14 protein-coding genes are annotated in these 13056 nt (G+C 64.0%); 4 read left to right on the forward strand and 10 right to left on the reverse strand.

Annotated elements, in window-relative coordinates; translation table 11 throughout:
- Positions 1-7 precede the first annotated feature (7 nt).
- Positions 8-574 carry an SH3 domain-containing protein gene (locus tag ASD04_RS09140; RefSeq protein WP_056255627.1) on the reverse strand — a complete coding sequence of 189 codons (567 nt, stop codon included), beginning with the start codon at positions 572-574 and terminating at the stop codon, positions 8-10.
- 105 nt (positions 575-679) lie between these two features.
- Between ASD04_RS09140 and ASD04_RS09145 the strand changes: the two genes are divergently transcribed.
- The 4 genes from ASD04_RS09145 (at position 680) to truB (ending at position 3885) form a co-directional block, all read left to right on the forward strand.
- Positions 680-1711, forward strand: coding sequence for a D-glycerate dehydrogenase (locus ASD04_RS09145; protein WP_056255629.1), 1032 nt, complete (start codon positions 680-682; stop codon positions 1709-1711).
- A 173-nt stretch (positions 1712-1884) separates the two neighbouring features.
- Complete coding sequence (locus ASD04_RS09150; protein WP_056255631.1) at positions 1885-2547, forward strand: hypothetical protein; 663 nt, start codon at positions 1885-1887, stop codon at positions 2545-2547.
- A gap of 31 nt (positions 2548-2578) precedes the next feature.
- Complete coding sequence (gene rbfA / locus ASD04_RS09155) at positions 2579-2983, forward strand: 30S ribosome-binding factor RbfA (protein ID WP_056255632.1); 405 nt, start codon at positions 2579-2581, stop codon at positions 2981-2983.
- On the forward strand, positions 2980-3885 hold the full coding sequence (truB, locus tag ASD04_RS09160; protein ID WP_056255634.1) for a tRNA pseudouridine(55) synthase TruB: 906 nt from the start codon (positions 2980-2982) through the stop codon (positions 3883-3885). The genes rbfA and truB overlap by 4 nt, the downstream gene beginning before the upstream one ends.
- A gap of 233 nt (positions 3886-4118) precedes the next feature.
- Here truB and ASD04_RS09165 read toward each other — a convergent pair whose 3' ends face one another.
- The 9 genes from ASD04_RS09165 to ASD04_RS09200 all read right to left on the reverse strand — a co-directional run bounded on the left by ASD04_RS09165 (position 4119) and on the right by ASD04_RS09200 (position 13053).
- A complete protein-coding gene (locus ASD04_RS09165) occupies positions 4119-5012 on the reverse strand; it encodes a hypothetical protein (protein WP_056255636.1) in 894 nt (297 codons plus the stop codon).
- 292 nt (positions 5013-5304) lie between these two features.
- Positions 5305-6264: an ABC transporter substrate-binding protein gene (locus ASD04_RS09170; protein ID WP_244488301.1), complete on the reverse strand. Its 960-nt coding sequence runs from the start codon at positions 6262-6264 to the stop codon at positions 5305-5307.
- A gap of 63 nt (positions 6265-6327) precedes the next feature.
- Positions 6328-7422, reverse strand: coding sequence for an ABC transporter permease (locus ASD04_RS09175; protein ID WP_244488290.1), 1095 nt, complete (start codon positions 7420-7422; stop codon positions 6328-6330).
- Complete coding sequence (locus ASD04_RS09180) at positions 7419-8318, reverse strand: ABC transporter permease (protein WP_056255639.1); 900 nt, start codon at positions 8316-8318, stop codon at positions 7419-7421. The genes ASD04_RS09175 and ASD04_RS09180 overlap by 4 nt, the downstream gene beginning before the upstream one ends.
- A 175-nt stretch (positions 8319-8493) precedes the next feature.
- Positions 8494-9279, reverse strand: coding sequence for an ABC transporter ATP-binding protein (locus tag ASD04_RS09185; RefSeq protein WP_056255641.1), 786 nt, complete (start codon positions 9277-9279; stop codon positions 8494-8496).
- A 28-nt stretch (positions 9280-9307) separates the two neighbouring features.
- Complete coding sequence (hydA, locus tag ASD04_RS09190) at positions 9308-10759, reverse strand: dihydropyrimidinase (RefSeq protein ID WP_056255643.1); 1452 nt, start codon at positions 10757-10759, stop codon at positions 9308-9310.
- Positions 10756-11265, reverse strand: coding sequence for a DUF559 domain-containing protein (locus ASD04_RS19140; RefSeq protein WP_082531112.1), 510 nt, complete (start codon positions 11263-11265; stop codon positions 10756-10758). Before ASD04_RS19140 ends, hydA begins: the two co-directional genes overlap by 4 nt.
- Complete coding sequence (locus ASD04_RS09195) at positions 11265-12515, reverse strand: Zn-dependent hydrolase (RefSeq protein ID WP_056255645.1); 1251 nt, start codon at positions 12513-12515, stop codon at positions 11265-11267. Before ASD04_RS09195 ends, ASD04_RS19140 begins: the two co-directional genes overlap by 1 nt.
- Positions 12516-12519: 4 nt before the next feature.
- Positions 12520-13053, reverse strand: a complete 534-nt coding sequence (locus ASD04_RS09200) for a DUF559 domain-containing protein (RefSeq protein ID WP_082531113.1) — start codon at positions 13051-13053, stop codon at positions 12520-12522.
- Positions 13054-13056 lie beyond the last annotated feature (3 nt).

Below are 13056 nucleotides of genomic sequence, written 5' to 3' on the forward strand. Positions count from 1 at the left end.
TGCGAACCTAGTCGAACACTTCGTCGGGGTAGACGCCCCAAAGCTCTTCCTGGTGCAGGTAGCCCGAATAGGCCGAACTGCCCTGGCCGGTGGCACTGACCTGGCACCAGGTGCCGTCGCATTCCGATATGGTCACCTTGAGCCCGGCCCCCAGCCGGGCGCGGATGCCGGCATCGTCGGACTGGCTGGCGCGCAGGGGGATTTCGCCATTGGCGACCAGCGGCGTCACATAGCCGGCGCGCGTGCCGGCCAGCAGGTTCTGGTGGATCCAGCCCTCGTCGCCATCGACATCGCGAACCTTGCGCCAGGTATCGAATTCCTGGACGATTTCGATCGGTATGCCGGATTTGAGATAGGTCCAGGCGATATCGTATTTCTGGCCGGGACCGACCCGCACATTGATCGGCTCGGAGCGGGTCGTGGCAAAGCGCGGCAAAGGCAGCCCGCTGGGATTGCCGGCCTGCGCCAAAGCCGGCGGCGCCAGCAGCGCCAGCACCAGCGCCGCCCAGGTCAGGCGGCGGCAAAGGGCCTCGAAGATGCGGCCAAAGGCGCCGCTGATGGTCTCGTCAAACATGACTTTGCAGAAAAAATGGAATTGCCCTATCACTAGCCAATGATCCTTAATGGGCGCTAAAGGGTGGGGTTTTCCACATGCCGCCCACCCCCGATCCGGGAATATATGACCAGCCATAAACCGCACATTCTCGTGACCCGGCGCCTGCCCGAGACCATCGAGGCGCGCATGGCGACGCTGTTCGAGACCCATGTCAACGAAGGCGACGTGAACCTTGATGGCGACGACATCATTTCCGGGCTCGAGGGCAAGGATGTCCTGGTCTCCTCGATCACCGACCGCATCGATGCCCGCCTTATCGCCCGCCTGCCCCGTAGCGTGCGGCTGATCGCCCAGTTCGGCAATGGGGTCGACAATATCGACATCGAGGCCGCCTGGGCGGCCGGGGTGACCGTGACCAATACGCCCTCCGTCCTCACCGAGGATACGGCCGACATGGCCATGGTGCTGATGCTGGCATTGCCGCGGCGGCTGGTGGAAGGCACGCAGATGCTGGTGCGCGACGGGGTGTGGGCCGGCTGGTCGCCCACTTCGATGCTGGGGCACCGGCTGCGCGGCAAGGCTTTGGGCATTGTCGGCATGGGCCGCATCGGAACCGCCGTAGCGCAGCGGGCCAAGGCCTTCGGGCTCAACATCCACTATTTCTCGCGCAACCGCCGGCCGCCGGGGCTCGAGACCCCGCTCGAAGCCACCTACTGGCACGATCTGGACGCCATGGTCGAGGCGGTGGACATCGTCTCGCTCCACACCCCGCATACGCGCGAAACCTTCCATATCCTGTCGGCCGAGCGCATCGCCCGCATGAAGCCGGGCAGCTTCGTGGTCAATGTCTCGAGGCCCGAACTGGTGGACGAGGCGGCGCTGGTGCAGGCCATCGAGAGCGGGCATCTGTCGGGCGCAGCGCTCGATGTATTCGAGAACAAGCGCGGCATCGATCCGCGTCTGCGGGCGCTGGCCGAAGCCAACAAGGTGGTGCTGACCGCCCATATGGCCTCGGCGACGCTGGAAGCCCGTATCGAGATGGGCGAGACGGTGATCGTCAACATCCGCGCCTTCATGGATGGCCACCAGCCACCGCATCGCGTGCTGCCGGAGGGCGTGCATGGCGGCCGGAGCAAGCGGCGCGACCAGGGCTGACCACGCCGTCGCGGGGCGGGAGTGTTGCAGCAAATACCCATATGCCCGAAGTAGTAGACCCGGCGCCGGGCGGCCCCTTGCCTGATCACGGCGCGCCGCATAGTTCTGCGGCGTCGGGCATCCGTCGGGGGAAGGTGCCGCGACCCAAGTCCAGGTTTCGGGTGGAGCCCGCCATGCCATTGCCCCGCAACATCCTCAGCCTTGCCGGCCTGCCGATGCTGTTCGCACTATTGACCCTGCCGGCCGTGGCGCAAATCCGCAGCGAGCCGCCGCTGGCGGCGGCGGATGGCGGGCTGGTGCTGACCACTTTGGGCCAGCGCCTCGAACTGCCGCCGCCGGACTGGGTGGGGGCCGACATGGCGGGCGACGCCATGCTGTCATCCTTTGAAGCGGTGTTCCGCTCCGGCGATGTCGAGGCCGATCTCGAACTTTACAGCAATGGCGCCGTCTATGCGCTGGCCACCGAGCGCTATGGCGCCCATGTGGTGCGCGATGCCGAAGCCGTGCCCGCCAGCTACCGCGACGCTATTGTCGATGGCTTCGGCCGCGCCTGCGTGCCGGGGCTGGTGGCCTTCATCCAATTGGGCGACGACCCGGACGACGTGCTGGCGCCGCTGCTGCTGGTTTGCGGCGCGCAGGTGGCCGATACGCGCCACGGCGAGATCATGGCGATCAACCTGCGCCGGTCCGAGGCCGGCCTTGCCATCGTCCACCAGCAATGGCGCGGCGCCGCCTTCGATCCGGCCAGGGCCGAGGATTGGCCGGCGGCACCGGAAGCGATCGAAGCGCGGGCCCGCGCGCTGCAGGCGGGAACCACGCTGACCCTGGCCGATTGACGGCGGCGCGGCGAGGGCATATCTCCCCGCAATGAGCAAAGACAACAAACCTGTCGGCCCCAGCCAGCGCATGCTGCGCGTCGGCGAACTGGTGCGCCACGCGCTGGCCGCCATGTTCGCCCGGGGCGAAATCGAGGATGACGCGCTGCGCGGTTCGGTGATCACCGTGCCCGAAGTGCGCATGACGCCCGACCTCAAGATCGCCAATGCCTATGTCATGCCGCTGGGGGGCCTGCATGCCGAGGAAATCGTCGCGGCGCTCAACCGGCACCGCAAGTTCGTGCGCGGCCGCGTGGCGCCGCAGATCAACATGAAATACGCGCCCGAAATCCGCTTCTATGTCGATGACACGTTCGAGGAAGCCGGCCGCATCGATGCGCTGCTGCGCTCGGACAAGGTGAGACAAGACCTCGACGACGACGGCGAGACCGAGTGAACGACAAGCCCAAACGCATCAAGCGCACCATTTCCGGCTGGGTGGTGCTCGACAAGCCATATGACATGACCTCGACGCAGTCCGTGGGCAAGGTGCGCTGGCTGTTCAGCGCCGCCAAGGCCGGCCATGCCGGCACGCTCGATCCGCTGGCGACAGGGATATTGCCGATCGCGCTGGGCGAGGCGACCAAGGCGGTGCCCCAGGTGCAGGACGGCACCAAGATTTATCGCTTCGCCATAAGATGGGGCAGCGCCACCACCACCGACGACGCCGAAGGCACGGTCGTCGCCACCTCCGATGTCCGGCCGGAGCGGACGGCGCTGGAAGCCGTGCTGCCGGCCTTTACCGGCACCATAATGCAGCGCCCGCCGATCTATTCGGCGCTCAAGGTGGATGGCGAGCGCGCCTATGATTTGGCTCGGGCGGGCGAGACGGTGGCATTGCAGCCGCGCGAGATCGACGTCGATGCCATCGCGCTGATCGAGCATGGCAACGAGCAATCCATGCTCGAAGTCACCTGCGGCAAGGGGACCTATGTGCGCGCGCTGGCGCGCGACATTGCCGAGGCGCTGGGCACGCACGGGCATGTGAGCATGCTGCACCGCGCCGCCGTGGGGCCGTTCCACGACATGGATGCCGTCACCATCGACCAGCTCGAAGGCCTGTCGCAGGATGAACGCGACGCGCTGCTGAAACCTGTCGCTGCCGGCTTTGCCGGCCTGCCGGAAATCCGGCTCGACCAGCAACAGGCGACCGCGGTGCGCCATGGCAATGCCATCCTGCTGACCGGGGCGGGTTCGCCGGTATCGCTGGACGAGTGCTGGGTGAGTTTCCGGGGCGACGTGCTGGCGACGGGCTGGGTGGAATTCGGCCAGTTCAGATGCCGCCGGGTGTTTAACTGACCTGTTCCTCTCTCCATCGGGAGAGGGTGGATCGGCCGCGGGCCGAGGCGGGTGAGGGTACTTACCGCAAACCCCTCATCCGGCGCTGACGGGCAGGAGAATAAAGGCGGGACTTTCGCCCCGCCTCCATCTTCCTACCTAAGGAAGAAAATGATGATGATGATCAGCCAGATCGGCACGCCGAGCAGCCAAAGTCCGATTCCGCGAAGCATGTAATATTCCTTTCGTGACTGTCAGAAGCGCTTGAACACGCCAGCGAAGACGGTGTTGTTGTCGCGATGATTGCCACCCTTCTGGGCCGCCCAGAACGCACCAATGGCCGAAACCAGCAGCGAGGCAGCGAGCAGGAAGGCGCCAATGATGGCGGTGTTGCGGGCAATGCGGGCCGCTTCGATGGCCTGCTGGCGTGCCGCTTCGACATTGGCGATAACCTGGTCGACGCGGGCCTGGGCCTCTTCCGGTGTCAGGCCGGTATTGGCCGCGACCACGTTGGCAAGATAGGTGCGGTCTTCTTCGGCCACGGTGCCATCACCAAGGGCGGCCTGCGCGAAAATCCGGCCGGCCTCGTCGCGGGCCACTGCCGCATCAACCGGCTGGTTGGAACGGAACAGCGTATCGACGAAATAGGCGTTGGGGTCCACGGCATCGGCGGCGCCTTCAGCGACATTGGAAGCCGCCGTGGTTGCCGTCGCGGCCGCTGAACCAACAGCATTGGCGGCGGCGCCGATGCCCCCGACAGCAATGACGGTGCCAAGAATGGCAGCGCCGGCCCAGACGAGCAGTCCGTGAGCACCATCGCGAAGGTCGCTCTCGTCTTCATTGGCATCGAAATAGCGGCGACGCAGGCGGCCGGTCAGGTAGCCGCCAGCCATGAAGCTGGAAACCTGAACCCAGAGAAACCAGGTAGCGGCAGCGATGCCGACGAAGATCGGATTGGGGCCATCGCCGTAGCCGAAGTCGAGGAAGTTGAGGCCCACGGCCGAGCCAAAGCTGATCAGCACCAGGCTGATGGCCGAGGCCAGCACGATGCCGGCGATGATTGCCGGCCAATCGACATAGGAGGATTGGTCGCGATGTGAAGCGGTGGAGTTGGTAACGACGACGCCCGCGGGCGCATCAATGGTCATGGTGGCGTCTCCTGGAGTTGATTGTTGCTGCTCTTGCCGGACGCTGAGGTCAGGCGAGACCGATGAACGACAGGATGGCCATGACGATGACGATGAGGCCGACGATGTAGATGATGGAGTTCATGGGAGTTGCCTTGTTGGTTGACGCGTGTGCCCCATCAACCCTGCGTGAACGAAATTCGTTCCGGGCGGCTGCGTAAAATATGGGCAGAATGGGGCAGCGCGTCCTTTGGCCGTGGCAACGAAAAAAGGCGGGGATCGCTCCCCGCCTCAAACTTGAATGGCCTTGGGCTTACAACCCGTCGGTCACGACATGGCTGAAGGCGCCTTCCGGAGCCTTGGTAATGGCCGGATTGTCGGGCGAGACCGCCGAGAGCAGGGTATCGACCGTCTGCTGGTAATCGGCCTCGTCCAGCGCGCCGGTCGAGCCTTCGGTCAGCTTGTTGACCTCGGTCATCTGGTAGAGCTGGTCTTCCAGCGTCATGGCGCCGGTCGAGTCATTGTCGAGGACGATCTGGGCGGCTTCCTCGGCATTGTCGCGGGCATAGGCCCAGCCCTTCATCGAGGCGCGGACGAACTTGGTCATCTTCTCGACAAAGGCCGGATCGGCGAGCTTGTCTTCCATGACATAGAGGCCGTCCTCGAGCATGCCGACGCCTTCGTCGCGATAGTTGAAGACGGTGAGTTCTTCGGGGGTAATCCCGGCCTTCAGCACCTGGCCATATTCGTTATAGGTCATGGTGGAGATGCAGGCGGCCTGCTTCTGGATCAGCGGATCGACGTTGAATGCCTGCTTCAGCACTTCGACGCCCTCCGCGCCGCCTTCGGTGGACAGGCCGAGCTTGGCCATCCAGGCATAGAACGGATATTCATTGCCGAAGAACCAGACGCCCAGCGTCTTGCCGGCAAAGTCATCAGTGGTTTCGACACCGGCTTCCTTGGAACAGGTCAGCAGCAGCCCCGAGCTCTTGAAGGGCTGGGCGATATTGACCAGCGGCACGCCGCGCTCGCGAGCGGCAAGACCAGCGGCCATCCAGGTGGTGATGACATCGGCGCCGCCGCCGGCAATCACCTGCTCGGGGGCGATATCGGGACCGCCCGGCTTGATTTCGACGGAAAGGCCCTCTTCGTCATAGAAGCCCTTGGCCTGGGCCACATAGTAGCCGGCAAACTGAGCCTGGGTGACCCATTTGAGCTGCAACGTCACGGAATTGTCCTGGGCCCATGCACCGCCCAGGCCTGCCATCGTCATTGCGCCTGCAAGGGCGCCGATCAGAAGTTTCTTCATTGCCGTTTTCCCTGAGTTCGGCATCGTCTATGCACCACGCACAGACGGATGCCAGAAGGTGACGCCTCTTTCGATGAGGACGATCACCCCGTAGAAGACCGAGCCCGCGACGGCCGCCACCGCGATCTCGGCCCATACCATGTCGACATTCATCCGGCCGACTTCGGTAGAAATCCGGAAGCCCATTCCCACAATGGGCGTCCCGAAGAATTCCGCTACGATTGCGCCGATCAAGGCCAGAGTCGAGTTGATCTTGAGGGCGTTGAATATGAAGGGCCCCGCAGCGGGAAGGCGCAGCTTCATAAGGGTTTGCCAATAGCCGGCGGCATAGGTGCGCATCAGGTCGCGCTCGATGGCGGAGGATGCGTTGAGGCCGGCCACGGTATTCACCAGCATGGGGAAGAAGGTCATGATGACGACCACGGCGGCCTTGCTGGGCCAGTCGAAGCCGAACCACATGACCATGATGGGCGCGACGCCGACAATGGGCAGAGCCGAGACGAAATTTCCCAGTGGCAGCAGGCCTGATTTGAGGAAGGGCGAGCGGTCGATGAGGATGGCGACGACAAAGCCCAGGCCGCAGCCGAGCGCATAGCCGATCAGCACGGCCTTCAAAAAGGTCTGCTGGAAATCGGCCAGCAGCGTCGGCACGCTGGCCGTGATGCGGGCCCAGATCATCGAGGGCGGCGGCAGGATGACCTGCGGCACATTGCCGGCGCGGGTAATGGCCTCCCAGGCCACCAGGATGGTGACGCCGAAGACGATGGGGATGAGCAGGCCCAGCCCCGCATTATCGGCCAGGCCCGGCGCCAGCGCCTTGCTCAGCCGCTCGACGAAGAGCCAGGCAAAGAGCCAGGCCGCGATCAGCGCCATCCAGAAAAAGGCCGGCGTCGGCGCGAAGACGCCGATCGCGGTCAGCACGGCTACCGCGCCCAGCACGGCGAAGGCCCCATCGGCCCACAGGCCCAGCGGCACGAAGAAACGGATCAGCGACAGGAAGCCCAAAGCAAGGAATGCCTTGAGCAGCAGGCCCTGTTCGAAGGGGGTTACCAGGCTCAGCGCCAAGGCCGCGGCACAGAGGCCGCCGGCGACGAGGGCAAGGAAGAACTGGAGCTGGCTCATGCGGGGCGTGCCCCCATCGAGCGGTTGACCAGTTTTTCCACCACGCCCACCGCAATGACCAGCAAGGCCGCGAGAATGGAGGCAGCAAACAGGGCTGCCCAGATCTGGATGGTCTGGCTGTAATAGGAGCCAGCCAATAGCCGCGCGCCCAGCCCGGCCACGGCACCGGTGGGCAATTCACCGACGATGGCGCCGACAAGACTCGCCGCGACGCCCACCTTGAGCGAGGCGAAGAGGAAGGGCATGGAGGCCGGCCAGCGCAGCTTCCAGAAGGTCTGGTTGGGCGTGGCATTGTAGGTGTGCATCAGGTCGAGCTGGATCGCCTCGGGCGAGCGCAGGCCCTTGACCATGCCGACAGCGACCGGAAAGAAGCTCAGATAGGCCGAGATTATGGCCTTGCTCATCAGCCGCGCCGGATCGGTGGGGATGCCAAAAGTGCCGGTGAAGATATTGAAGCCGATGACGACGATCAGCGGCGCCAGCGCCAGGATGGGGATGGTCTGGCTGGCGACGATCCACGGCATCAGCGAGCGGTTCATTGCCTCGTTGTGGACGATCAGTACCGCCAGCCCGATGCCCAGGACGGAACCCATGACAAAGCCGAGCGCGGTGGCCGAGAAGGTGACCCAGGCGTGGAAAACGAGGCTGCGCGGCTTGGTCGGATCGGTCAGCACTGTCAGCTTGAACAGTTCGCCAAACACCTGATGCGCCGTCGGCAGCACCGGCTTTTCCTGGTTCCAGGTATCGAGGACGAACTGGGTTGCGGGGACGTTGGTGACGTCGCCGCGGCGATAGACATCGTTCTGCCACTGCGCATTGAGGCCGATAGCGGCAGCGTACCAGATGGCCACTATGGCGATGAGGACGATGATGAGGGGGAGGGTGCGGGTCACAATGGCTGCCCCATGCGCGATCTGCCCCCTCTCCCCTCAGGGGAGAGGGTTGGGGTGAGGGGTTCAGTGTTGCGGCACCATATTAGATGGACCGGCGGCGCTGAACCCCTCACCCGCCGCTTCGCGGCGACCTCTCCCCTGAGGGGAGAGGTAAGGGCAGCACTGTGGCTAACCCCCATCACACCGCCTCCTCATAAGAATGACCCGCCCGCAGCCCATCCCTTACCCGGGCGGCGATCGCCAGAAATTCCGGGCTCTCGCGAATGTCGAGCGGTCGCGCCCGGGGCAGGTCGCTCTCGATGATATCCGTCACCCGTCCCGGCCGGGGCGACATCACCACGATCTTGGTCGACAGATACACCGCCTCGGGGATGGAATGGGTGACGAAGCAGATGGTCTTCTGCGTGCGCTCCCAGAGCTTGAGCAGTTCGGAATTGAGGTGGTCGCGCACGATTTCGTCGAGCGCACCGAAGGGTTCGTCCATCAGCAACAGGTCGGCATCGAAGGCCAGCGCGCGGGCAATGGAGGCGCGCTGCTGCATGCCGCCGGATAACTGCCAGGGATATTTCTTCTCGAAACCGGCGAGGTTCACCAGGTCCATGGTGCGCTTGACGCGCTCGGCCTGCTGGGCCGACGTGTAACCCATGATTTCGAGCGGCAGGGCCACATTCTTCTCGATGGTGCGCCAGGGATAGAGCGCCGGGGCCTGGAACACGTAGCCATAGGCCCGCGCCTTGCGCGCTTGTTCCGGCGTCTGGCCATTGATATCGAGCGTGCCTGAAGTGGGCTGTTCCAGATCGGCAATGGTGCGCAGGAAGGTGGTCTTGCCGCACCCGGACGGACCAATGAAGGAGACGAACTCGCCCTTCTCGATGGTGAGATTGACGTCGCTGAGCGCAACGACGTCGCCGTCATTGGTCCTGAAGGTGAGGCCAAGGTTTTGGGCGGAGACGACTGCACTCATGAGCCGGCCCTCAAAGACGCGGAATCCATTAAACCCCCGACGCCGGAATACCTGATCGTTCCACCTTGCGGGGCGCGACGATTTCTTTCCACTGGCTGAGGGCCCGGTTCACGGGATTTTTCGCTTCGCGGGCCACGAACTTGCCATGGCCCGGCTCGGCCTTGACCTCGCTCTCGACAATGGAGACCTTGCCGCGGCTGAGCACGAAGCGCGGCAGGCCGGTGACCTTGAAGCCCTCGAACACATTGTAGTCGATGACCGATTGCTGGGCGGAAGCCGTAATGGTCTTGCTGCGCTTGGGGTCCCACACCACGAGATCGGCATCGGCGCCGACGAGCACCGCGCCTTTTTTCGGGTAGAGATTGAGTATCTTGGCGATATTGGTCGAGGTCACAGCCACGAATTCGTTCATGGTCAGCCGCCCGGTATTGACCCCCGCCGTCCACAGCACCGGCAGGCGATCTTCCAACCCGCCCGTCCCATTGGGAATCTTGGAAAAGTTGCCGATGCCCGTCCGCTTCTGGTCGGTGGTGAAGGCACAGTGGTCGGTGGCGACGCAGGAGAGCGAGCCCGACTGCAGCCCGGCCCACAGCGAATCCTGGTGGCTCTTGTTGCGGAAGGGCGGCGACATGACGCGGCGGGCGGCATGGTCCCAGTCCGCATTGAAATACTCGCTTTCGTCCAGCGTCAGATGCTGGATCAGCGGCTCGCCATAGACGCGCATGCCCTTCTGCCGTGCCCGGCGGATGGCCTCGTGGCTCTGCTCGGCCGAGACATGCACCACATAGAGCGGCACGCCGGCCATGTCGGCAATCATGATGGCCCGGTTGGTGGCTTCGCCCTCGACTTCCGGCGGGCGGGAATAGGCGTGGGCCTCGGGGCCGTTATTGCCTTCGGCCAGGAGTTTCTGCGTCATCGCCGCGACCACGTCGCCATTTTCGGCATGCACCAGCGGCAGCGCGCCCAGATCGGCGCAGCGCTGGAACGACGAGAACATCTCGTCGTCATTGACCATGAGCGAGCCCTTATAGGCCATGAAGTGCTTGAAGCTGGTAATGCCGCGATCGACCACTTCGGCCATTTCGCGCCACACCTGCTCGCCCCACCAGGTGATGGCCATGTGGAAAGAATAATCGGCCGAGGCCTTGCCGGTCTTGTTGTCCCACATCGAGAGGGCTTCGAGCAGGCTCTGGTTGGGATTGGGCAGGCAGAAATCGACCACCATTGTCGTGCCGCCGGCCAGCCCGGCGCGGGTGCCGCTTTCGAAATCATCGGCCGAATAGGTGCCCATGAAGGGCATTTCGAGATGGGTATGCGGATCGATGCCACCCGGCATGATGTAGCAGCCACTGGCATCCAGGGTCTCGTCGCCGGAGAGGCTCTGGCCGATCTCGACGATGGTCTCGCCTTCGATGAGGACGTCCGCCTTGTAGGTGAGGTCGGCGGTGACGACGGTGCCGTTCTTGATGACTTTGCTCATGGGGACTTTCCTTGATGGTCGAGCGCCGCCTTCCCTCGCCCCTCCGGGGAGAGGGTGGCCGGAGCGAAGCGGAGGTCGGGTGAGGGGTTACCCCGCAGAACTGCCTGGATGGTCAGCCAGCAGCCTTCGCGGTTGCCGAGCACATCATTGTTCCAGAATCGGAGAACGGAATAGCCCTGGGTGTTGAGATAAGCGGTGCGCTTCTCGTCCGACGCGCTTTCGGCATGCTGACCGCCATCAAGTTCGACAACCAGCATGGCCTCACGGCAGGCGAAGTCGGCCGTGAAAGGTCCGATGGGGTATTGGCGGACAAACTTTTGCCCGTCGATCTGGCGGTTGCGAACCATCTGCCAGAGCTGGTGTTCGGCATCGGTTTCCGCTCGACGCAGTGATCTGGCCCGAGCTACCGCTGGCTTGGAGGGCTTCGTACCCCTCACCCGCCGCTGCGCGGCGACCTCTCCCCGGAGGGGCGAGGTAAGGTCGGCAATGCCCTCGCCCTGTGGCATCACTCCACGACCTCCGCCGTTTCCACCACAGCGTGGAACAGCACGTCGGCGCCGGCCGTGGCCCATTCCCTGGAAATGTCTTCTGCCTCGTTATGCGAGAGCCCGTCCACGCAGGGGCACATAATCATGGTGCTGGGAGCCACCTTGTTGGTCCAGCAGGCGTCGTGGCCGGCGCCGGAAATGATGTCCATATGGCTGTAGCCGAGCTTTTCGGCGGCGGCGCGGACACGGGCGACCAGCACGGGATCGAAGGCGACGGGATCGAAGTGGCCCACCGCTTCCATGGCATAGCCAACGCCGAGTTGCTGGCAGATGACCTGCGCCTTGCTTTCGATCTGCTCGCGCATTGCACTGAGCTTGCCCAATTCCGGCGAGCGGATATCGACGGTGAAAACCACCGTGCCTGGCAGGACGTTGCGTGAGTTGGGCGAGAACTTCATCTGGCCCACGCCGCCGACGGCGCCGGGCTGGTGGTCCATGGCCACGGCCTGCACCATTTCGAGGATCCGCGCCATGGCGAGCCCGGCATTGACTCGCATGTTCATGGGCGTCGAGCCGGTATGGGCTTCCTTGCCGGTCAGCGTGAATTCGAGCCACCACAGGCCCTGGCCATGGGTGACGACGCCGATCTGCTTGTTCTCGGCTTCAAGGATCGGGCCCTGTTCGATGTGATACTCGAAATAGGCATGCATCTTGCGGGCGCCGACCGGCTCCTCGCCGACCCAGCCGATGCGCTGCAGCTCGTCGCCGAAGCTCTTGCCCTCCTGATCCTTGCGATCATAGGCGTAGTCGAGCGTATGAATACCGGCAAAGACGCCCGAGGCCAGCATGGCCGGGGCGAAACGGGCGCCTTCTTCATTGGTCCAGTTGGTGACGACGATGGGATGTTTCGTCCTGATACCGAGATCGTTCATCGAGCGGACCACTTCGAGCCCCGCCAGCACGCCCAGCACGCCATCATATTTGCCGCCGGTGGGCTGGGTATCGAGATGGGAGCCGACATAGACCGGCAGCGCGTCGGGGTCGGTGCCCGGCCGGGTCATGAACATGGTGCCCATCTTGTCGACACCCATGGTGAGGCCCGCTTGCTCGCACCAGCGCTGGAAGAGTTCGCGCCCCTGCCTGTCGCTGTGGGTCAGCGTCTGGCGATTATTGCCACCGGCAATGCCGGGGCCAATCTTCGCCATCTCCATGAGGCTGTCCCAGAGCCGATCACCATTGATACGAAGGTTTTCTCCTGGGGCGGGCATAGGGCTACTCTTTGATTGGATCGGCATTGAGCCGATAGCTGCGTTGCTTTGTCGTAGCACTGAGCGTGCCGCGTGCCCCTCGCCCCTGAGGGGAGAGGGTGGCCGGAGCGAAGCGGAGGTCGGGTGAGGGGTTCAGCGTCAGGGTGGTAAGCAGCGCTTGCCACACCCCGTCTGCGCTATCGAGAACCTCGTTGTTCCAGAAGCGCAGCACCGAGTAGCCCTCAGCATTGAGATATGCGGTGCGTCTGGCATCATTCACATTCTCAGAATGTTGGCCGCCGTCGACTTCGACGATCAGCGCAGCTTCGCGGCAGACGAAATCGGCGATGTAGGGGCCGATGGCAAGTTGGCGGACGAATTTGTGGCCATCGAGTTGGCGGCCCCGCAGCGTTTTCCAAAGCCGCATTTCGGCGTCGGTGCTGTTTTGGCGCAAGGTGCGTGCCCGCGAGACTGAACCCCTCACCCGCCGCTGCGCGGCGACCTCTCCCCTCAGGGGAGAGGTTACTTCCGCATCGATGCTGGGTTCAGTTTCGCGCATCAC

The organism is Devosia sp. Root436, from assembly GCF_001426345.1.
Taxonomy (GTDB): Bacteria; Pseudomonadota; Alphaproteobacteria; order Rhizobiales; family Devosiaceae; genus Devosia.

What these genes read in the sequence shown, in the direction of transcription:
- ASD04_RS09140 (WP_056255627.1), bottom strand. Translation starts at nt 574, where the DNA reads ATGTTTGACGAGACCATCAGCGGCGCCTTTGGCCGCATCTTCGAGGCC.
- ASD04_RS09145 (WP_056255629.1), top strand. Translation starts at nt 680, where the DNA reads ATGACCAGCCATAAACCGCACATTCTCGTGACCCGGCGCCTGCCCGAG.
- ASD04_RS09150 (WP_056255631.1), top strand. Translation starts at nt 1,885, where the DNA reads ATGCCATTGCCCCGCAACATCCTCAGCCTTGCCGGCCTGCCGATGCTG.
- rbfA (WP_056255632.1), top strand. Translation starts at nt 2,579, where the DNA reads ATGAGCAAAGACAACAAACCTGTCGGCCCCAGCCAGCGCATGCTGCGC.
- ASD04_RS09165 (WP_056255636.1), bottom strand. Translation starts at nt 5,012, where the DNA reads ATGACCATTGATGCGCCCGCGGGCGTCGTCGTTACCAACTCCACCGCT.
- ASD04_RS09170 (WP_244488301.1), bottom strand. Translation starts at nt 6,264, where the DNA reads ATGACGATGGCAGGCCTGGGCGGTGCATGGGCCCAGGACAATTCCGTG.
- ASD04_RS09175 (WP_244488290.1), bottom strand. Translation starts at nt 7,422, where the DNA reads ATGAGCCAGCTCCAGTTCTTCCTTGCCCTCGTCGCCGGCGGCCTCTGT.
- ASD04_RS09185 (WP_056255641.1), bottom strand. Translation starts at nt 9,279, where the DNA reads ATGAGTGCAGTCGTCTCCGCCCAAAACCTTGGCCTCACCTTCAGGACC.
- hydA (WP_056255643.1), bottom strand. Translation starts at nt 10,759, where the DNA reads ATGAGCAAAGTCATCAAGAACGGCACCGTCGTCACCGCCGACCTCACC.
- ASD04_RS19140 (WP_082531112.1), bottom strand. Translation starts at nt 11,265, where the DNA reads ATGCCACAGGGCGAGGGCATTGCCGACCTTACCTCGCCCCTCCGGGGA.
- ASD04_RS09195 (WP_056255645.1), bottom strand. Translation starts at nt 12,515, where the DNA reads ATGCCCGCCCCAGGAGAAAACCTTCGTATCAATGGTGATCGGCTCTGG.
- ASD04_RS09200 (WP_082531113.1), bottom strand. Translation starts at nt 13,053, where the DNA reads ATGCGCGAAACTGAACCCAGCATCGATGCGGAAGTAACCTCTCCCCTG.